The sequence below is a fragment of the Microbacterium paulum genome (assembly GCF_015707995.1).
Lineage (GTDB): Bacteria > Actinomycetota > Actinomycetes > Actinomycetales > Microbacteriaceae > Microbacterium > Microbacterium paulum.
In genome coordinates this window covers 80,916-99,071 of sequence record NZ_JAAGRY010000003.1, presented here as the reverse complement: position 1 = coordinate 99,071, position 18,156 = coordinate 80,916, and the positions used below count along the sequence as shown (strand labels likewise).

At 70.8% G+C, this 18,156-nt stretch carries 22 protein-coding genes; 11 read left to right on the top strand and 11 right to left on the bottom strand.

Features of this window, described 5'->3' with window-relative positions; genetic code table 11:
• The 3 genes from G3N18_RS01785 to pdhA all read right to left on the bottom strand — a co-directional run.
• Positions 1 to 401: biotin/lipoyl-containing protein (locus G3N18_RS01785; RefSeq protein ID WP_338038157.1), on the bottom strand; the 401-nt coding region annotated here is incomplete at its 3' end.
• Positions 398 to 1,426, bottom strand: a complete 1,029-nt coding sequence (locus tag G3N18_RS01780; RefSeq protein WP_196382593.1) for an alpha-ketoacid dehydrogenase subunit beta — start codon at positions 1,424 to 1,426, stop codon at positions 398 to 400. The genes G3N18_RS01785 and G3N18_RS01780, both read right to left, overlap by 4 nt.
• A gap of 1 nt (position 1,427) precedes the next feature.
• Entirely contained in the window at positions 1,428 to 2,546 is a 1,119-nt protein-coding gene (pdhA, locus tag G3N18_RS01775; RefSeq protein WP_420827075.1) for a pyruvate dehydrogenase (acetyl-transferring) E1 component subunit alpha, read from the bottom strand.
• Positions 2,547 to 2,716: 170 nt separating this feature from the next.
• Between pdhA and G3N18_RS01770 the strand changes: the two genes are divergently transcribed.
• Positions 2,717 to 3,190, top strand: a complete 474-nt coding sequence (locus G3N18_RS01770; RefSeq protein WP_196382592.1) for an Lrp/AsnC family transcriptional regulator — start codon at positions 2,717 to 2,719, stop codon at positions 3,188 to 3,190.
• Here the strand turns inward: G3N18_RS01770 and G3N18_RS01765 are convergent.
• The gene (locus G3N18_RS01765) at positions 3,126 to 4,184 is read right to left on the bottom strand and encodes a DMT family transporter (RefSeq protein WP_338038154.1); all 1,059 of its coding nucleotides are present in this window, start codon (positions 4,182 to 4,184) and stop codon (positions 3,126 to 3,128) included. The two genes, G3N18_RS01770 and G3N18_RS01765, sit on opposite strands and share 65 nt — an antisense overlap.
• An 81-nt stretch (positions 4,185 to 4,265) precedes the next feature.
• Between G3N18_RS01765 and G3N18_RS01760 the strand changes: the two genes are divergently transcribed.
• Positions 4,266 to 4,826, top strand: coding sequence for a CGNR zinc finger domain-containing protein (locus tag G3N18_RS01760; RefSeq protein ID WP_196382591.1), 561 nt, complete (start codon positions 4,266 to 4,268; stop codon positions 4,824 to 4,826).
• Here the strand turns inward: G3N18_RS01760 and G3N18_RS01755 are convergent.
• Entirely contained in the window at positions 4,786 to 5,712 is a 927-nt protein-coding gene (locus tag G3N18_RS01755; protein ID WP_196382590.1) for an alpha/beta fold hydrolase, read from the bottom strand. The genes G3N18_RS01760 and G3N18_RS01755 overlap by 41 nt on opposite strands.
• 95 nt (positions 5,713 to 5,807) lie before the next feature.
• Here G3N18_RS01755 and G3N18_RS01750 point away from each other — a divergent pair, with 95 nt between their 5' ends.
• Positions 5,808 to 6,584, top strand: a complete 777-nt coding sequence (locus tag G3N18_RS01750; protein ID WP_420827074.1) for an exonuclease domain-containing protein — start codon at positions 5,808 to 5,810, stop codon at positions 6,582 to 6,584.
• A 67-nt stretch (positions 6,585 to 6,651) separates the two neighbouring features.
• Here the strand turns inward: G3N18_RS01750 and G3N18_RS01745 are convergent, their stop codons facing one another.
• The 3 genes from G3N18_RS01745 to glgA form a co-directional block, all read right to left on the bottom strand.
• A complete protein-coding gene (locus tag G3N18_RS01745; RefSeq protein ID WP_196382589.1) occupies positions 6,652 to 6,903 on the bottom strand; it encodes a type B 50S ribosomal protein L31 in 252 nt (83 codons plus the stop codon).
• Between the two features lie 95 nt (positions 6,904 to 6,998).
• Positions 6,999 to 7,790 carry an ABC transporter ATP-binding protein gene (locus tag G3N18_RS01740; RefSeq protein WP_196382588.1) on the bottom strand — a complete coding sequence of 264 codons (792 nt, stop codon included), beginning with the start codon at positions 7,788 to 7,790 and terminating at the stop codon, positions 6,999 to 7,001.
• Positions 7,791 to 7,799: 9 nt separating this feature from the next.
• Positions 7,800 to 8,993, bottom strand: a complete 1,194-nt coding sequence (glgA, locus tag G3N18_RS01735) for a glycogen synthase (RefSeq protein ID WP_196382587.1) — start codon at positions 8,991 to 8,993, stop codon at positions 7,800 to 7,802.
• A 47-nt stretch (positions 8,994 to 9,040) separates the two neighbouring features.
• Between glgA and glgC the strand changes: the two genes are divergently transcribed.
• The 3 genes from glgC to G3N18_RS01720 all read left to right on the top strand — a co-directional run bounded on the left by glgC (position 9,041) and on the right by G3N18_RS01720 (position 11,753).
• A complete protein-coding gene (gene glgC / locus G3N18_RS01730; RefSeq protein ID WP_196382586.1) occupies positions 9,041 to 10,285 on the top strand; it encodes a glucose-1-phosphate adenylyltransferase in 1,245 nt (414 codons plus the stop codon).
• Between the two features lie 71 nt (positions 10,286 to 10,356).
• On the top strand, positions 10,357 to 10,992 hold the full coding sequence (gene serB, locus G3N18_RS01725; protein WP_196382585.1) for a phosphoserine phosphatase SerB: 636 nt from the start codon (positions 10,357 to 10,359) through the stop codon (positions 10,990 to 10,992).
• A gap of 62 nt (positions 10,993 to 11,054) precedes the next feature.
• A complete protein-coding gene (locus tag G3N18_RS01720; protein WP_196382584.1) occupies positions 11,055 to 11,753 on the top strand; it encodes an alpha/beta fold hydrolase in 699 nt (232 codons plus the stop codon).
• 26 nt (positions 11,754 to 11,779) lie between these two features.
• Here the strand turns inward: G3N18_RS01720 and G3N18_RS01715 are convergent, their stop codons facing one another.
• Complete coding sequence (locus G3N18_RS01715) at positions 11,780 to 12,490, bottom strand: beta-ketoacyl-ACP reductase (protein WP_196382583.1); 711 nt, start codon at positions 12,488 to 12,490, stop codon at positions 11,780 to 11,782.
• Positions 12,491 to 12,579: 89 nt separating this feature from the next.
• Between G3N18_RS01715 and G3N18_RS16415 the strand changes: the two genes are divergently transcribed.
• From G3N18_RS16415 to G3N18_RS01695, 4 genes are all read left to right on the top strand, one after another.
• Positions 12,580 to 13,242 (top strand): DUF4190 domain-containing protein, encoded by a 663-nt coding sequence (locus tag G3N18_RS16415; RefSeq protein WP_196382582.1) that lies wholly within the window; start codon positions 12,580 to 12,582, stop codon positions 13,240 to 13,242.
• Between the two features lie 71 nt (positions 13,243 to 13,313).
• Positions 13,314 to 13,673: a DUF3099 domain-containing protein gene (locus G3N18_RS01705; protein WP_196382581.1), complete on the top strand. Its 360-nt coding sequence runs from the start codon at positions 13,314 to 13,316 to the stop codon at positions 13,671 to 13,673.
• On the top strand, positions 13,670 to 13,915 hold the full coding sequence (locus G3N18_RS01700) for a hypothetical protein (protein ID WP_196382580.1): 246 nt from the start codon (positions 13,670 to 13,672) through the stop codon (positions 13,913 to 13,915). The genes G3N18_RS01705 and G3N18_RS01700 overlap by 4 nt, the downstream gene beginning before the upstream one ends.
• Entirely contained in the window at positions 13,912 to 14,835 is a 924-nt protein-coding gene (locus G3N18_RS01695) for an SURF1 family cytochrome oxidase biogenesis protein (RefSeq protein ID WP_314854635.1), read from the top strand. The genes G3N18_RS01700 and G3N18_RS01695 overlap by 4 nt, the downstream gene beginning before the upstream one ends.
• A 98-nt stretch (positions 14,836 to 14,933) precedes the next feature.
• Here the strand turns inward: G3N18_RS01695 and G3N18_RS01690 are convergent, their stop codons facing one another.
• Together G3N18_RS01690 and G3N18_RS01685 are read right to left on the bottom strand one after the other, a co-directional pair.
• Positions 14,934 to 16,532, bottom strand: a complete 1,599-nt coding sequence (locus tag G3N18_RS01690; RefSeq protein ID WP_196382578.1) for an ATP-binding cassette domain-containing protein — start codon at positions 16,530 to 16,532, stop codon at positions 14,934 to 14,936.
• A 177-nt stretch (positions 16,533 to 16,709) separates the two neighbouring features.
• The gene (locus G3N18_RS01685) at positions 16,710 to 17,216 is read right to left on the bottom strand and encodes a GNAT family N-acetyltransferase (RefSeq protein WP_196382577.1); all 507 of its coding nucleotides are present in this window, start codon (positions 17,214 to 17,216) and stop codon (positions 16,710 to 16,712) included.
• Positions 17,217 to 17,396: 180 nt separating this feature from the next.
• Here G3N18_RS01685 and G3N18_RS01680 point away from each other — a divergent pair, with 180 nt between their 5' ends.
• Entirely contained in the window at positions 17,397 to 18,029 is a 633-nt protein-coding gene (locus G3N18_RS01680; protein ID WP_196382576.1) for a biotin transporter BioY, read from the top strand.
• The last annotated feature ends 127 nt before the right edge of the window (positions 18,030 to 18,156 follow it).

Genomic DNA, 18,156 nt, shown 5'->3' with positions numbered 1-18,156 from the left:
ACCGCGCGCCGCTGCGGCCGCCCGGCGGCGCGCGGCGCCGCCCCGTACCCGACGAGGTTCGGGTTCGCGCGCTCCGGCTCCGCGGCATCCTCGGCAACGGTGCCGCTGGCCGCGGCGACCGCGTGTGCAGCAGTCCCGCCAGACGCCGCCGTGGGCTCGTCGCCGGGCACCGTGATCACGATGAGCGGGCTGCCGACCGCGACGACGTCTCCCGCCGCGGCGTGCAGGGTCTGCACGGTGCCGGCGAAGGGCGACGGCAGCTCGACGACGGCTTTGGCCGTCTCGACCTCGGCGATCGGTTGATTGAGGGTGACCTCGTCGCCCTCGGCGACGAGCCACTGCACGATCTCTGCCTCGGGCAGCCCCTCACCGAGGTCGGGCAGACGGAACTCCGCGTTCACAGCGCCACCTCCGAGAGGCTGTTCGGGCGATCGAGCACCCGATCGACCGCGTCGAGGATGCGGTCGAGGTCGGGCACGTGGTGTTTCTCGAGCTTCGCCGGCGGGTAGGGGATGTCGTGCCCGGTCACCCGCACGGGCGCAGCTTCGAGGTGGTGGAAGCACTGCTCGGTGATGCTCGCGATGAGCTCTGCGCCCACGCCCGCTTCGCCGCCCGCCTCGTGGGTCACGATCATGCGGCCGGTCTTGCGCACCGACGCCGACAGGGTGCGGTAGTCGACGGGCGAGAGCGAGCGCAGATCGATGACCTCGATCGAGATCCCGTCGTCTTCGGCCGCCATCGCGGCATCCAGCGCCGTCGTCACCTGCGCGCCGTACGCGACGAGCGTGACGTCGGTGCCTTCTCGCGCGACACGGGCGAGCCCCATCGGGGCGGCGTCGGCGATGTCGGCGGCGAGATCGACCTCGCCCTTGGTGTGATAGAGCCGCTTCGGCTCGAAGAACACCACCGGGTCGTCGCACGCGATCGCCTGCTGCAGCATGGTGTACGCGTCGTGCGGGTTCGCGACCGCGACCACGCGCAGGCCCGCCGTGTGCACGAAATACGCCTCGGGCGATTCGGAATGGTGCTCGGCCGCGCCGACCCCGCCGGCCCACGGGATGCGGATCGTGATCGGCATGCGCACCTGGCCGCGGGTGCGGTAATGCAGCTTCGCCACTTGGCAGACGATCTGGTCGAACGCGGGATACACGAACCCGTCGAACTGGATCTCGACGACGGGCCGGAATCCGCGGTAGGCGAGGCCGACGGCCGTGCCGACGATGCCCGATTCGGCCAGGGGCGTGTCGATCACGCGCCCCGCGCCGAACTCGTCCTGCAGCCCGTCGGTGATGCGGAAGACGCCGCCGAGCCGGCCGATGTCCTCCCCCATGATCAGCACGCGGTCATCGCGCGCCATGGCACTGCGCAGCCCCGCGGTGAGGGCCTTGCCCATCGTCAGTGGGGTGAGTGCGCTCTGCCCGGCCATCTCACGCCTCCCCGTCGGCGAAGCCGTCGAGGTAGGCGGCGAACCGCTCGCGCTGCCGGGTCATGCCCACGTGCGGCTCGGCGTACACGTCGTCGAGCACCTCGATCGCGGGACGCGTCTGCGCCGTGAGCGCCGCGTCGCGCATCCCTGCGGCGAGGGTGGCGCCGGCCGCTGCGACCTCGGCGGCGAAGGCGTCGTCCCACGCGCCGCTCCGCCGCAGATGAGCCTCGAGCCGGGTCAGCGGGTCACGCCCACGCCACCGCTCGACCTCGGCGGCGTCGCGGTAGCGCGTCGGGTCGTCGGAGGTCGTGTGCGGTCCCATGCGGTACGTGACGGCCTCGATGAAGGCGGGGCCTTCGCCCGAGCGGGCCCGATCGAGCGCCCAGCGCATCGCCGCCGCGCACGCGATCGCATCATTGCCGTCGACGCGCAGGCTCGGGATGCCGAAGGCCGGCGCCCGCCCCGCGATCGGAAAGCGCGACTGCACGCTCACGGGCTCGGAGATCGCCCACTGGTTGTTCGAGCAGACGAACACGACGGGCGCCTCGAACGACGAGGCGAACACCATCGCCTCGTTGACGTCTCCCTGGCTCGTGGCGCCGTCGCCGAAGTAGGCCACCGACACCTGGTCGCCGCCGTCGCGCTGGATGCCCATCGCGTAGCCGACGGCGTGGAGCGTCTGCGCCCCGATGATGATCTGCGGGGTCGCGACGTGCAGAGCGTACGGGTCGAAGGTGCCGTGCACCTCGCCGCGCCAGCCGAGTACGAGGTCGGCCGGGCTCGCCCCCCGCGTGACGAGCACTCCCAGTTCGCGGTAGCTCGGAAAAAGGAAGTCGTCCGGGCGGCACGCGTGCGAGCTCGCGACCTGGATCGCCTCTTGCCCCTGCGCGGGCGCCCAGAGGCCGAGGTGGCCCTGCCGCTGCAGCGCGACGCCCTCGCCGTCGAGGCGCCGTGTGATCGCCATGTCTCGATAGAGAGCGCGGAGGGCGGCGGCCTCGAGCTCGTCGGCCCAGCGGTCGAGGCGCGGGTCTGAGACGCGGTCGCCGGTGGGGGTGAGTAGCTGCGCGACGGTGTCGAGGTCGGCCGCGTGCGTCGGATCGGTGGTCAGGGTGTGCATCATCGTCACTCCTTCGGGGACGCGGAGGTCTCGTGGACCCGGCGCTTCCGGACGCCGGCATCGTCGCCGGCTGGTCCGAGGCTACGGCGGCCCTGCACCTCGCTCAAGCATTGCGGTCAGTCTTGAGCATGTTGCGCAGGTGCGCCCCGACGCTCCTGGTATCCTTGTGCACTATGGGATCTCTGGACCGCGTTGACCTCGAGCTGTTGAAGGCCCTCGCCGACGATCATCGGGCGACCGTCGTCGCGCTCGCCGATCGTCTCGGCCTGTCGCGCAACACCGTGCAGGCGCGCATGGCCCGCCTCGAGCGTTCCGGTGTGTTCCAATCGTTCGAGCGGGCGATGTCGCCCGCGGCGCTCGGGCTGCCCATCGAGGCGATGGTGAGCGTCATCGTGCGCCAGGCCGACATCCCCCGCATCACGGCCGAGATCGCCGAGATCCCCGAAGTGATCCAGGCCCACGGCCTGAGCGGTCAGATCGATCTGATGGTGCGGGTCGCCGCCCGCGACACCCAGCACCTGTTCGACGTCGACGCGCGCATCCTCTCGATCGAGGGCGTCGAGCGCACCGAAACCTCCCTCGTCATGGGCGAGGTGATCGGTTACCGGATCCGTCCGATCCTCGAATCGGCGCGTCGGGAGCAGTGACGGCGTCCGCTTCCGCGGCATCCACCCGCACGAGCACGACCCCGGCGAGCAGCACGGCGCCGCCGACGAATTGGATCGGGGCGGGGGTCTCGCCGAGCAGCAGCCACGCGAAGCCGAGCGCGAACAGCACTTCGCTGAGCCCGATGAACGAGGCGAGCCGCGAGCCGATGCGGGGCACCGCCATCACGCCGAGCGCGTAGCCGAGCGTCGTCGCAACCCCACCGACCCAGAGGATCGGCAGGATGCCCGGCACGTCCACTCCTCGGAATGTCACCGTCACGGCGGGCGCTGCGAACGGGATCGCGCCCACCGCGGCGACCGCCGCCATGACGAGCGCTCCGACGAGCAGCCCGCCCGAGGCGAGCGCGAGGGGCGGCAGGTCGTCGCCGGTGCGCTCGCTCATCGTGAAGTAGACGCACACCGTGACGGCGGCGCCGAGCGCGAGGAGCGTGCCGAGCAGGTCGAACCGGGCGCCTGAGACGTCGACGACCAGCACGAGCCCGACGACCGCGACGGCAGACCCGATCAGCACGAGTCGCGACGGCGCGCGGCGGGTCCGCAGCCACACGAACCCGACGAGCAGCACGGGCGCCAGGTACTGGATGAGCAGCGCCACCGCGACCGGCATGCGCTGCATCGCCGAGAAGAACATCAGCTGGCAGCCGGCCACCGGGATCACCCCGAACGCGAGCAGCGAGCGCCAGTACCGGCGCAGGAACGACCGCTCGCGCGCGATCGCCCGCACGAGCGCCGGTGACAGGATGAGGCCCGCGAGTCCCATGCGCACGAGGAGCGCCGCCGACAGCGACCAGCCCGCTTCGAGGAGCGGTTTGACCAGCGGCCCGCTCGACGAGAAGGCGAGCGCCGAGACGACGGCGATGACGATGCCGCCGGCGCGGTGACGCGCCCGGCCGCGCACCGGGGCGAGCCCCGCGGGAACGGGGAGCGCGGGCGCCGTCGTGGCGATGAGTTCGATGGGGGCGGTGTGCGTCACCGGCGGTCCTCTGGCTGGGCTGTCATGAGTGAACCATGCGTACACTGGTGACGATACTGCCGCGAACAGTCAGGAGTCAACGTGGTCTTCATCCATGACACCGAGATGTCGCTGCGCGCCGCCGCGGCCCTCGTGAACACGCTGCCCGACACCGACACCGAAGGCGTCGACCGCCTCGTCTCGCAGCAGGACTTCGACGCCTACCTCGACGAGTACGCCTACACCGGCACCTTCCATCGCGACGACGACGAGCTCGCCGCGGTGCGCGCCAACCGGCCCCGGCTGCTCGAACTGTGGAGCGTCGATCGCGACGGCGCCGTGCCGCTCGTCAACGCGATGCTGCGCGACGGCCGGGCGCTCCCCCAGCTCGTCATCCACGACGGGTTCGACTGGCACATCCACGCGACCGAGCCCGACGCCCCGCTCTCGGTGCGCATGCTCGTCGAGGCCGCCATGGCCTTCGTCGACGTGATCCGCTCCGATCAGTGGGACCGGGTCCGCATCTGCGAAGCCGACGACTGCGCCTCGGTCTACGTCGACTTCTCGAAGAACGGCTCGAAACGCTACTGCGACACCGGCAACTGCGGCAATCGCATGAACGTCATCGCGTATCGGCGTCGGAAGGCCGAAGAAAGCGCGTGATCGCGGATGCCGCCTGCTGCGGCGTCTCGTAGTGGATGAGGTGCCCGACGCCGGGTATCTCGACGAGCTCGGCGTCGGGGAAGAGCGTCTGCAGGTGCCGTTCCGCCTCGATCGGTGTGATGTCGTCTTTCTCGGCGGCGATCAAGAGCGTCGGTTGGGCGATCTGCGGGGCGAAGCGGCGCACGTCGTTCGACACCGAGGTGACGAATCCCTCGTGCAGCACGTCGCGGTCGCCGAAGAGCGAGAAGTAGCGGTCGTGCTGGTCGTGGATGAAGGCGCGGAGCGTCTTGTCGCGGGTCTTCGCCATCGACGCGCTCATGACGCGGACGATCACGCGGTTGCGCAGGAGCGCGTCGCCGAGGGCTTTGGGCAGCCGGGCGCCGGCCCAGTAGTAGAAGACGGCGAGGCGGGTGAGGATGCCACGGGGGCCCTCGAGCGCCGGGGCGCCGATCGGGTTCACGAGGATCACGCGCGGAGTCTCGAGCCCGCCGGCGACCGCGGCGGCAACGACGATCGACCCGAAGGAGTGCCCGAGGATCGGCGCCTCCGGGGCGACGGCGGCGGCGAACGCGGTGAGCCAGTCGGCGTAGGCATCGAGCGTGTGCTCGGCGGCGGCGCCTTCGGCACCCTTACCGGCGGCGCGCAGCGGCGGCGTCTCGCCGAAGCCCGGCAGATCGGGTGAGATCACGCGCACCCCGTCGAGGTGCGCGACGACCGGTTCGAGGCCGTGGTGGTCGCCGCGGTAGCCGTGCACCATGAGCAGCGTGAGCGGCGCGGCGGCGTCGCCGTAGACCCAGTACGCCGCGGGGCCGGTGGGCAGTTCCAGCGTCTTCCGCTCCACGGGGATCGCGGCGAGTCGCGCGGCGTAGGGAGAGGCGACGGGCATCCCTCGAGTCTACGAGGGGCGTGGCGCACCGCCGCGACGGCCGCGATCCGCGTGGCGAGGGGCCGATGTCGGAGCGTGCGCCTACGTTCGGAGGCATGGACCACCCGCAGCCGCTCCCCCTCTGGGACGACGAAGAGGACGGCCTACGAGCCGACGGCGCCTCGGCGCCTGTTCCGGCCGCGACTCCGGCGTCGTGGGCCGAGGCCGTGGGCGTGTTCGATCTCGAGACGACGGGCGTCGACGTGACGACCGACCGTATCGTCACAGCGCACGTCGGGCTGCTCGGGCCTGACGGCGTCGCCCTCCGTTCGCAGTCGTGGCTCGCCGACCCGGGCGTCGAGATCCCCGAGGGGGCGACCGCCGTACACGGCATCACGACCGCCTACGCCCGCGCCCACGGCCGCCCGGTCGCGCACGTCGTCGCGGAGGTGGTCGAAGCCCTGCGCGAGCTGTTCGCCGCGGGCGTGCCGGTGGTCGCCTACAACGCGCCGTACGACTTCTCGCTGCTCAAGCACGAGGCGCTGCGCCATGGCATCCGGCCCATCGTCGACCCCGCGCCGGTCATCGACCCGCTCGTGCTCGACAAAGCCCACGATCGCTACCGCAAGGGCAAGCGCACGCTCGAGGCGGTCGCCGCGCACTACGCGGTGCCGCTGGTCGGTGCGCACGACGCCGCAGCGGATGCCATTGCTGCGGGCCGCCTCGCCCAGGCGCTCGCCCGGCGTTACGACCTCACGGCGCCCGTGCACGAGCTGCACACTCAGCAGATCGGTTGGGCCCGCACGCAAGCAGAGAGCTTGACGGAGTACTTCATCCGCGTCGGACGGCTCGACCCCACCGACGCCCTCGACGGCAGCTGGCCGATCCGCTGACCCCGGCGGCGCGCACGCCAGCGGGAACGACGAAAGCCCCGCCGGAGCGGGGCTTTCGCGGGGCTGCTTACTTGCTGCCGAAGTTCTTGAAGCGCTGGTTGAACTTCTCGACGCGACCGGCCGAGTCCATGATGCGCTGCTTGCCCGTGTAGAACGGGTGCGAGGCCGAGGAGATTTCGACGTCGATGACGGGGTAGGTGACGCCGTCGAGCTCGATCGTCTTGTCGCTCGTGACCGTCGAACGGGTCAGGAACGTGTCGCCGGAACCGAGGTCGCGGAAGACGACCGCGTTGTACTCGGGGTGGATGTCAGTCTTCATGGGATTCCTTACGTGGTGCCCTGGATTTTGCCAGGGCGAGGGAAGTCTGCGGTGCGGATGCACCAAGGGTCAATCTTACCAGCCCTTCGGCGGCGTCACGAACCGTTCGTCGCGCGCGCGGCGAACCGGCCGCCGTCGGAGCTCAGCGCGATCGGCATGCCGAACGTGTCGGAGAGGTTCTGCGCCGTGAGGGTCTCGTCGATCGGACCCGCAGCGACGACACCGCCGTCGCGCAACAGCAGCACATGGGTGAAGCCGAGCGGGATCTCTTCGACGTGGTGGGTGACCATGACCATCGCGGGGGTCGTCGGTGCCTGGGCGTAGCCGCCGAGCAGCCCCAGCAGCTCTTCGCGGGCGCCGAGGTCGAGGCTCGCCGTCGGCTCGTCGAGCAGCAGCAGCTCGGGGTCGGTCATCACGGCACGCGCGATCTGCACACGCTTCTGCTCGCCGTCCGACAGCGTGCCGAAGGTGCGCTCGGCGAGCTGGTCGAGCTTCCACTCCCCCAGTACGCGACGGGCGCGCCTCTCGTCGATCGTCTCGTACTCCTCGTTCCAGCGGCCGAGCACCGAGAACGCCGCCGTCAGCACGACGTCGAGCACGGTCTCTTCGGGCGGGACGCGCTTGGCCATGGCCGACGACGCGAAACCGATCCGCGGGCGCAGTTCGAAGACATCCGTCCGCCCCAACTGCTCGTCGAGAACGGTCACCGTGCCCGACGTGGGGTGCAGCAGCGTGGCCGCCAACTGCAGCACGGTCGTCTTGCCGGCACCGTTCGGGCCGAGCACGACCCAGCGTTGATCGTCGGTGACCGTCCAATCGACGTGATCGACGATGTTACGGGCGTTCCGACGCACGACGACGTCGGCGAACTCGAGGACCTGGGGCATGCTCCCAGCCTACCGGGAGGGCTGCGCCACCTCGCGGTAGAGCGACTCCGTGGCGTCGGCGATCGCCTGCCAGCTGAAGGCCGTCGCAGCCCGCTCGCGGCCCGCCGCGCCGTAGGCGCGCGCGCGCTCGGGGTCGGCGACGACCTCGGCGAGGGTCGCGGCGAGGTCGGCGACGAATCGATCGGGGTCGGTCGGGGTGCCGGTGCCGTCCTGCACCTGGTCGATCGGCACGAGCCGGCCGGTGACGCCGTCGACGACGACCTCGGGAATGCCGCCCGTCGCGGTGCCGACGACGGCGGCGCCGCACGCCATGGCCTCGAGGTTCACGATGCCGAGCGGCTCGTAGATCGACGGGCACACGAACGTCGTCGCCGAGGTGAGGATCGCACAGAGGTCGTCGCGCTGCAGGAACTCGTCGATCCAGACGACCCCGTCACGCGTGCGCTGCAGGTCGCGCACGAGTCCTTCGACCTCGGCCATGATCTGCGGTGTGTCGGGGGCACCGGCGCACAGCACGATCTGCACCTCGGGCGGCAGCAGGGCGGCCGCGCGAAGGAAGTACGGCAACCCCTTCTGCCGGGTGATGCGGCCGACGAAGACGACCGAGGGGCGGTTCGGGTCGATCGCGAACCTCTCGAGCAGCGCGTGATCGGTGCGCGGATGCCAGGCATCCACATCGATCCCGTTGTAGATCACCCGCACCTTCTCGGGATCGAGCGTGGGGTAGCTGCGCAGGATGTCGCGGCGCATGCCCTCGCTCACCGCGACGACGGCGGCGGCGTGCTCGTAGGCGGTCTGCTCGATGTAGCTCGAGACGGCGTAGCCGCCGCCCAGCTGCTCCGCCTTCCACGGGCGCAGGGGCTCGAGGGAGTGCGCCGTGACGACGTGCGGGATGCCGTGCAGGAGCGACGCGAGGTGCCCCGCGAAGTTCGCGTACCAGGTGTGCGAGTGCACGACGTCGGCGCCGGCGACATCGCCGACGATCTCGAGGTCGACGCCGAGCGTCTGGATCGCGGGGTTCGCCGAGCCCAGCTCGACCGGCACCGTGTACGAGCTCGTGTCGGCCTCGTCGCGGCCCTGACCGAAGGCGCGCACCTGCACCTCGATGCTCTTGCGCAGCGCCTTGACGAGCTCCGTCACGTGCACACCCGCTCCCCCGTAGATCTCGGGCGGATACTCCTTTGTGACGATGTCGACGCGCATGTGTCGAACGCTAGTACAACGCCGCGCGGGGGGCATAGTGTGGGGCCATGCCAGCAGCGCCGAAGGTCTTCGGAATCATCCTCGCCGGGGGCGAGGGCAAGCGCCTCATGCCTCTCACAGGGGACCGCGCGAAGCCCGCCGTCCCGTTCGGCGGTCAGTACCGCCTGATCGACTTCGCGATCTCGAATCTCATCAATTCGGGTCTTCGCCAGATCGTCGTCCTGACCCAGTACAAGTCGCATTCGCTCGACCGGCACATCTCGCAGACCTGGCGCATGTCGGCGCTGCTGAACTCGTACGTGGCATCGGTGCCCGCGCAGCAGCGACTCGGCAAGCGCTGGTTCTCGGGGTCGGCCGACGCGATCCTGCAGTCGCTCAACCTCGTGCAAGACGAGAAGCCCGACATCGTCATGGTGATCGGTGCCGACCACGTGTACCGCATGGACTTCGAGCAGATGCTCGCCGCACACATCGAATCGGGGTCGAAGGCGACCGTCGCCGGCATCCGTCAGCCGATCTCGCTCGCCAACCAGTTCGGCGTCATCGACGTCGACCCGGCCGACAGCGTCACGATCCGCGAGTTCCTCGAGAAGCCGCAAGACCCGACGGGCCTTCCCGACACCCCGCACGAGGTGCTCGCCTCGATGGGCAACTACATCTTCGACGCCGACGCGCTGATCGCCGCCGTCGAGGCCGACGGCGAGCTGCCGACCTCCGACCACGACATGGGCGGCGACATCATCCCGTACTTCGTGAATCGGGGCGAGGCGGCGGTCTACGACTTCAAGCGCAACGACGTGCCCGGTTCGACCGATCGCGACCGCGACTACTGGCGCGACGTGGGCACGATCGACTCGTTCTTCGACGCCCACATGGACCTGATCTCGACGCTGCCGGTGTTCAACCTGTACAACATGGACTGGCCGATCCACTCGCAGGCCGTGAACTCGCCCCCGGCGAAGTTCGTGCGCGACGGGGTGGGCCGCATGGGCAATGCGATCGACTCGATCGTCTCGCTCGGGTCGGTGCTCTCGGGCACCCACCTGGAGCGCTCGGTCGTCGGGCCGTGGACGCTCGCGGCGGGCGGATCGACGATCACCGACTCGGTGCTGTTCGACCACGTCGACGTCGGTGCGGGGGCGCGCGTGCATCGCGCGATCCTCGACAAGAACGTCGTGCTCGAACCGGGCGCCACAGTCGGGGTCGACCGCGGGCTCGACCTCTCGCGCGGGTTCACGGTGACCGACAGCGGCATCACCGTCGTCGGCAAGAACGCGCGCGTCGCCCGCTGAGCGGGGGTGCGAGCGACGGCCCGCACGGGTGGTCGCGGCGGCGTGGCCGCCCGGGCCGCTAGGTTGGACGCGTGCCTGACGCCCGTTTTCTCGTCGTGTTCGACGCCGATTCCACTCTGCTGCGCAACGAGGTCATCGAGCTCATCGCCGTCGAAGCGGGCCGCGGCCCCGAGGTCGCCGCGGCGACCGAGGCGGCGATGCGCGGCGAGGTCGACTTCGCCAAGAGCCTGCGCTCGCGCGTGCAGGCGCTCCGCGGGGTGCCGCTCGACGCGTTCGAACGCGTGCGCGCCCGCGTCGAACCCACACCGGGGGCGAGCGAGCTGATCGCGGCGATCCACGCGCGCGGAGGTCGCGCGGCGGTCGTCTCGGGTGGGTTCCACGAGGTGCTCGATGCGGTGGCTCCGCCGCTCGGAGTCGACGTATGGCGGGCCAACCGGCTCGCGAGCGCCGACGGGGCGCTCACGGGGCTCGTCGACGGAGAGATCGTGGATGCCGCGGCGAAGGCCGCGTCGCTGCGCGAATGGGCCTCTTCGTATGGCGTGCCGACGCGCCGCACGATCGCGATCGGCGACGGCGCGAACGATCTGCAGATGATGGCCGCCGCGGGGCTAGGGCTCGCCTTCAACGCGAAACCGGCGGTGCGCACGCAGGCCGATCTCGTGATCGGCGCGGTCGACCTGCGTGAGGTCATTCCGCTCCTGCCCTGAGCTTGCCGCACCTCCTCTCCTCCCCCTGGCAGGTGTCGGAGCCCGAGCGTAGCGTCGGCGGCATGGACATCATCCTCATCCCGGGCCTGTGGCTGGATGCCTCGTCGTGGGACGACGTGCTCCCGACGTTGCGCGCTGCCGGGCTGAACCCCCGACCGCTCACCCTGCCGGGGCTCGGGGCGCCGGCATCCGACAGCGCCGACATCGGCATGTCCGACTGGGTGCAGGCCGTCGTCGACGAGATCGACGCGGCAGACGGCCCGGTCGTGGTCGTCGGGCACAGCGGTGGGGGCAATGTGGCGTGGGCCGCGGCCGACGCCCGGCCCGACCGGGTCGCGCGCGTGGTGCTCGTCGACACCGCGGTGCCGCACGACGGCGGCGTGATCTCGGAGTTCGCCGTCGTCGACGGCGTCATCCCGTTCCCGGGGTGGGACTTCTTCGACGACGACGATGTCGCCGACCTCGACGCCTCGACCCGCGCGCGCACCGCTGCGCAGACGCTCAGCGTGCCGGGCCGGGTGCCGACGGACCCCGTGGCGCTGCGCTCAGAGCGCCGTCACGACGTGCCGGTGACTGTGCTCTCGGGGGCGTTCGACGAGGCGCCGTTCCGCGAGTTCCTCGCCCAGTGGGGGCCGTACGCCGAGGAGTTCGACGCGATCACCGACACCGAGATCGTGCGCCTCGGCACCGGTCACTGGCCGCAGTTCTCGCAGCCCGAGGTTCTCGCCGACGCGATCGTGACGGCCATCACCCGAGCGTGATGCGCCTGGGTGGGCATGAGTGCGGATCAGTGCCCCATGCCGAGGCCGCCGTCGACGGGAATGACGGCACCCGATACGTACGCGGCGTCGTCCGAGGCGAGCCACGCGACGACGCCCGCGACCTCGTCGGGCGTCGCGAAACGCCCCGCGGGAATGCTGCGCTTGTACTCGGCCTGCGTCTCTTCGGGAAGTTCCGCCGTCATGTCGGTCTCGATGAATCCTGGGGCCACGACATTCGCAGTGATACCGCGGCCGCCGAGTTCGCGCGTGAGCGACCGGGCGAAGCCGACGAGTGCGGCCTTCGACGACGAGTAGTTGATCTGACCCGCGGAGCCGTACAGGCCCACGACGCTCGAGATGAGGATGACGCGGCCCCAGCGCGCGCGGAGCATGCCCTTCGAGGCGCGCTTGACGACCCGGAACGTGCCGCCGAGGTTGGTGGCGACCACCGAGTCGAAGTCGTCTTCGGTCATGCGCAGGAGCAGGGTGTCTTTCGTGATGCCGGCGTTCGCGACGACGATCTCGACCGATCCCCACTCGCGCTCGACCTCGGTGAACGCGGCGTCGAGCGAGGCGGCGTCGGTCACATCGGCACGCACGGTCAGCGTGCCCTCCGGGCCCTCGCCCGAGCGGGCGGTCACCGCGGTGCGGTAGCCCTCGGCGACGAAACGCTCGGCGATCGCGCGGCCGATGCCGCGGTTTCCGCCGGTGACGAGGACGACTCTGCCAGTGGACATGGTGCTCCTGTTGGTCGGGGGCGACGATCGAACCAGCCTACTGGCGCTCCCGGTGCGGCTAGGCTGACCGCAGGCGAGAGGAGCCCATCGTGACCGACCCCACCGGCCCCCAGTCGGAGCAGCCCCCGCAGCAGGACGATCCTTCGGCGCAGCCGACGGCGCCCGTGAGTCCGCCGCCCGCGTACGAGGGGGCACCCTACGTCGCCCCCGCCGCGCCGCAGTACGAGACGGCGCCCTACCCGCCGTATCCGCCCGTCGCACCCGCGTCCGAGGCTCCGACCGCCCCGCCCGCCGCGGCGCCGCCCACGTACGCGCCGCCCGTGTACGGTGCGCCCGCCGAGTACGCAGCACCGGCCCCCTACGGCGCCCCGGCCGCGCCCGCATACGGCGCCCCCTCTACCGCCGGCTACGGTGCCGCCTACGCCGCCGCGCCGACGCCCGGTGTTCCCCCGGTCGCGCCGTACGCCTACGGCGCCTACCCGGCGCGCAAGACCAACGGCCTCGCCGTGGCCTCGTTGATCCTGTCGATCGTCGGGTTCCTCTGGCTCCTCCCCCTCATCGGCTCCCTCGCCGGTGCGATCATGGGCCACATCGCACTCGGCCAGATCAAGCGCACGGGTGAGTCGGGCCGCGGCATGGCGCTGGCCGGCGTCATCATCGGCTGGGCCGGAGTGGCGCTCGTCGTGCTCGGGGTTGTGCTGCTGTTCGTCATCATCGCCGCCTCGGCGGCCAGCTCGTCGCAGTATTCCTGAGCGTCGCCCGTCCGGTCCTCGTCGCCCGCACGACCGCCGTGCGGGCGACGGCGGCGTAGGCTTGAGGCACCGTGAAGCACACCTCCGCTCAGTCTGCGACGTCGCTCCCGCGCGCGCCGCGCGACGACGCCCACACCCGCATGGGCAAGTACTTCTCGATGATGGCGATCCGCGTGGTGTGCTTCGTGCTGATGGTCGCGATCCAGCCGTACGGCTGGTATACGTGGCTCTTCGCGATCGGGGCGATCGTGCTGCCGTACTTCGCCGTCGTGATCGCGAATGTCGCCGCCGCGCCCGCCGGCCGGGCCGTGCCGCCCGAGCGGGCCATCGAGGCCGCTCCGCGTGCCCCGCACGCGGCTCCCGCACCCGACGAGACGACGGGCGTCATCCGCATCCACGAGGCACCGCGCCGCCCGGAGGGCGCCGCATGAGCGCCGAGACGACCGCGGCCCAGGCGCCCGGTGCGCCGGTGGTGTGCTCACGCGCAGGATGCCGGGCCGAGGCGCGCTGGCAGGTCGTGTGGCGCAACCCCCGCATCCACGAGGCATCCCGCCGAAAGATCTGGACGGCATGCGACGCGCACGTCGCGTACCTTCGCGACTACCTCGCCGCGCGCGACTTCCCCGTCGAGGTCGTGGCGCTATCGGATGCCGCGGCGGAGGCGCGCCCGTGAACCGCACCGCGCTCCGCTGGAGTGGCTACATCGCGATCGCGATCGCCTTCGCGATCGCGTGCGCCTACCTGTCGAACTGGCAGTTCACCCGCAACGAGTCGCGCGCGCAGCAGTTGGCGCTGATCGCGGCGAACTACGACGCGGAGCCGGCCGCGCTCGGCGAGCTGATCGGCACCGACGGGTCGTTCGACCCGGGTGACCAGTGGCGGCCGGTCGAGATCACCGGCGAATACCTCACCTCCGACACCCTCCTCGCCCGCAACCGGGCGCACGGCGGCACGGCGGCGTTCGAAGTGCTGGTGCCTTTCCGCGCGTCGACCGGCGAGCTGTTCGTCATCGATCGCGGCTGGGTGTCGCCGGCCGACTCGGGGTCGGGTCCCGAGGCCGTGCCCGATCCGCCGAGCGGCACGGTCACCGTGGTCGCGCGCCTCATGCCGGGCGAACCGCTCCGGAACGCCACCCAGTCGGCTCCCGCCGGCCAGGTGCCGACGATCAACCTGCCCCTCGTCGCCGAGACCACCGGTCACGACGATCTCATCACCGGCGCCTACGGGCTGATGGTGTCGGAAGACCCCGCGCCCGCCACGGCACCGACGGTGCTCGAACCGCCCTCGCAAGACCCCGGGCCGTACCTGTCGTACGCGATCCAGTGGATCCTCTTCGCCGTGATGGGCTTCGTCTTCATCTGGTACATGATCCGTACCGAGTTGCGCCACCGGCGGGAAGACGCCGCAGACGCCGCCGAGGCGGAGCGTGCGGCGGCGATCGCTGTCGGGGCGGGTGCGGAGGGCGACGCCGACGGGGCCGCCGCTCCCCCGGCATCCACAACGCCGACGTCTACGCCGAGGCGTCGCCGTCGCGGCGAACCGCGGCGCCGCGACCGCGACATGGAAGACGAAGACGCCCTGCTCGACGCGTGAGTGGGCGCCGTCTGGCCTCAGCGCGTCAGACGGGGTCGACCCACCGAGCGCGTCAGGCCGACTCGCCTGACCGCGTCACGCCAGTTCGCCTGACCGCGTCACGCCAACTCAATGAGGTCGACGTAGTCGCGGCCCCAGATGTCTTCGACGCCGTCGGGCAAGATGAGCACGCGCTCGGGGTTCAGCGCCTGCACGGCGCCCGAGTCGTGCGAGACGAGCACGACAGCGCCCTCGTAGTGCGCGAGCGCGCCGAGGATCTCTTCGCGCGACGCGGGGTCGAGGTTGTTCGTGGGCTCGTCGAGCAGCAGCATGTTGGCGCTCGAAACCACGAGGGTCGCGAGTGAGAGTCTGGTCTTCTCGCCGCCCGAGAGCACGCCGGCCGGCTTCAGCACATCGTCGCCCGTGAACAGGAACGAGCCGAGCACCTTGCGCGCCTCGGTCGCGGTGATGTCGGGCGCGGCTGACATCATGTTCTCGAGCACCGAGCGGTTCACGTCGAGGTTCTCGTGCTCCTGCGCGTAGTAGCCGATCTTGAGGCCGTGCCCGGGTTCGAGCACGCCCGTGTCGGGCTTGTCGACGCCGGCGAGAATGCGCAGCAGCGTCGTCTTCCCGGCGCCGTTCAGCCCCAGCACGACGACCTTCGAGCCGCGGTCGATCGCGAGGTCGACGTCGGTGAAGATCTCGAGCGACCCGTACGACTTCGACAGGTTCTTCGCCATGAGCGGCGTCTTGCCGCACGGCGCGGGTTTGGGGAAGCGCAGCTTGGCGACGCGGTCTTCCTGCCGCACGTCTTCGAGGCCCGACAGCATCTTCTCGGCGCGCGCGACCATCTGGTGCGCGGCGGCGGCCTTGGATGCCTTGGCGCCGAACCGCGCGGCCTGCAGCTGTAGGGCGGTGGCCTTCTTCTCGATATTGGCGCGCTCCTTCTTGCGGCGCTCCTCATCGGCCACGCGCTGGCGCAGGTAGTTCTTCCAGTTCATGTTGTAGATGTCGATGACCTGGCGCATCGCGTCGAGGTAGAAGACGCGGTTGACCGTCTCGCCGACGAGTTCGACGTCGTGGCTGATGACGATGAGCCCGCCCTTGTAGTTCTTCAAGAACTCGCGCAGCCACACGACACTGTCGGCGTCGAGGTGGTTGGTGGGCTCGTCGAGGATCATCGTCTGCGCGTCGGAGAACAGGATGCGTGCGAGCTCGATGCGGCGGCGCTGACCGCCCGAGAGCGTCTTCAGCGGCTGGTCGAGAATGCGGTCGGGCAACGAGAGGTTGTGGGCGATCGATGCCGCCTCCGCCTCGGCGGCGTAGCCACCGAGAGCCTCGAATCGCTCGGTCAGGTTGCCGTAGCGGCGCATCGCCTTCGCGGCGACCTTCTCGTCGGCATCGCCCATCTGCAGCGACGCCTCGTGCATCTGCAGGGCGAGGGTGCCCAGCCCGCGGGCGTCAAGGATGCGCGTGCGCGCGAGCATCTCGGGGTCGCCCGAACGCGGGTCCTGCGGCAGGTAGCCGAGCTCGCCCGAACTGTCGACCCGGCCGTCGGCGGGCATGAGGTCGCCCGCGAGCACCTTGGTGAGCGTGGTCTTACCGGCGCCGTTACGGCCGACGAGGCCGATCTTGTCGCCGTCCGAGACGCGGAACGACACCTCCGACATGAGCGTGCGGGCGCCCACGCGGATCTCGAGGTCGTGCACGGCGAGCACAGCAGACGTCCGTTCTTCGGTGGGTGAGGGTGTCGGCCGCACCTCCCCCGGGGCGACTGCGACATGTCGCAGGCATCCGGCGGGCGCGGGCCAGCCTCCCAGTCTACCCGGGCGCAGGCGTCGTCAGCGCGCGGCCGGCGCCACGGCACGGCGGATCACTGCCCGGCCACTGCCCGCTCACTGTCCGGTGCGCGCCATGCGCAGTTCGCGCACTCCCGACTCGACACGGCCGGCGCCGTCGAAGTCGAAGCGGTGCTTGCGATAGAACGCCTGGGCACGCGGGTTCGGGTCGGCGACCCAGAGCGAAGCGGTGCCGTCGGGGCGCACGACCGCATCGAGCAGCGCTGCGCCGAGGCCCGTGCCGTGGTGGGCCTGCAGCACGTACAGCACGGTGAGGTTGACCTCGACCGAGGCATCCTCTTCATAGGGGTCGGCGGCGCGGCTCATCGCGATCCCGACGATCTCGCCGTCGACCTCGGCGACCGCCGCCTGCACGTCGGCATAGCGGGGGTCGCCGCCGAGCGCCGAGGCCCAGAACCGCTCGCGACGGGGCAAGAGGGACGCATCGTCGAGGATGTCGTCGTCGACGAGCCCGCGATAAGTCTCGCGCCAGCCTTCGACGTGCACGCGTGCCGCTGCGGCGGCATCGTCGGATCGGGCTGCGCGGACGGTCACTTCGGCCATGCACCGAGGGTAGCTCGTGGCTCCCGACTGCTGAAGAGGTCAGGCCGCACTATCCCGCCGCGCCAAACGATCGCCTAAACCTTGGTGGACACGGTCCAAGAACTCGCGCGGATCTCCCCCTATGCTGAACCCCACGGGCCGATCTCTCGTAGGCCGACCACCCACGACACCAGGAGTCTCATGTCTCTCGCAGCCCCCGTTCGCCGCCCGGTGCTCGCCGACCTCATCGCACGGCCGACGGGCCGCGCACGTGCCTTCGCGCTCGACGCCGCCCTCGTCGTCACGGGCGCCGCGTTCGTCGCCGCGCTCGCCCAGCTCGAGGTGCCCCTGTGGCCCGTGCCGGTCACCGGGCAGACACTCGGCGTGGTGGTCGTCGGTGCCGCCCTCGGCGCACGGCGCGGCGCCGCGGCGCTCACCACGTATCTTCTCGCCGGGCTCGCGGGCCTTCCCGTGTTCGCGGGCTTCACCGGCTCGATCGCCGCGGTGGCGAAGCCGTCGTTCGGCTTCATCATCGGGTTCATCGTCGCGGCGTTCGTGGCGGGCTGGTTCGCCGAGCGCGCGTGGGACCGCCGCCCCGTACTCGCCTTCGCCGGCTTCGTGCTCGCGAGCGCGATCCCGTTCGTCTTCGGCATCCCCTACATGGCCTTCATCCTCAACGTCGTCGGCGGCGGCACGTTCGGAGTGAGCGAGATCCTCGCCTTCGGCCTGTGGCCCTTCGTCGTGGGCGGCCTGGTGAAGGCCGCGATCGCGGCGCTGCTCATCCCCGCCGCCTGGGCTGCCGTTCGCGCCGTCGACCGTACGAAGAAGAGATGATCGAAGGGACTATTCCACGCGAGAGCCCCGCACCGCCCCGGCGCCTGCGGGGCTCTTTCGTGTCGGAATGGTGACCTTCAGGTGGCCTGTCGCGGATTGGCATCCGGCAGCGATGCCGAACTAAAGT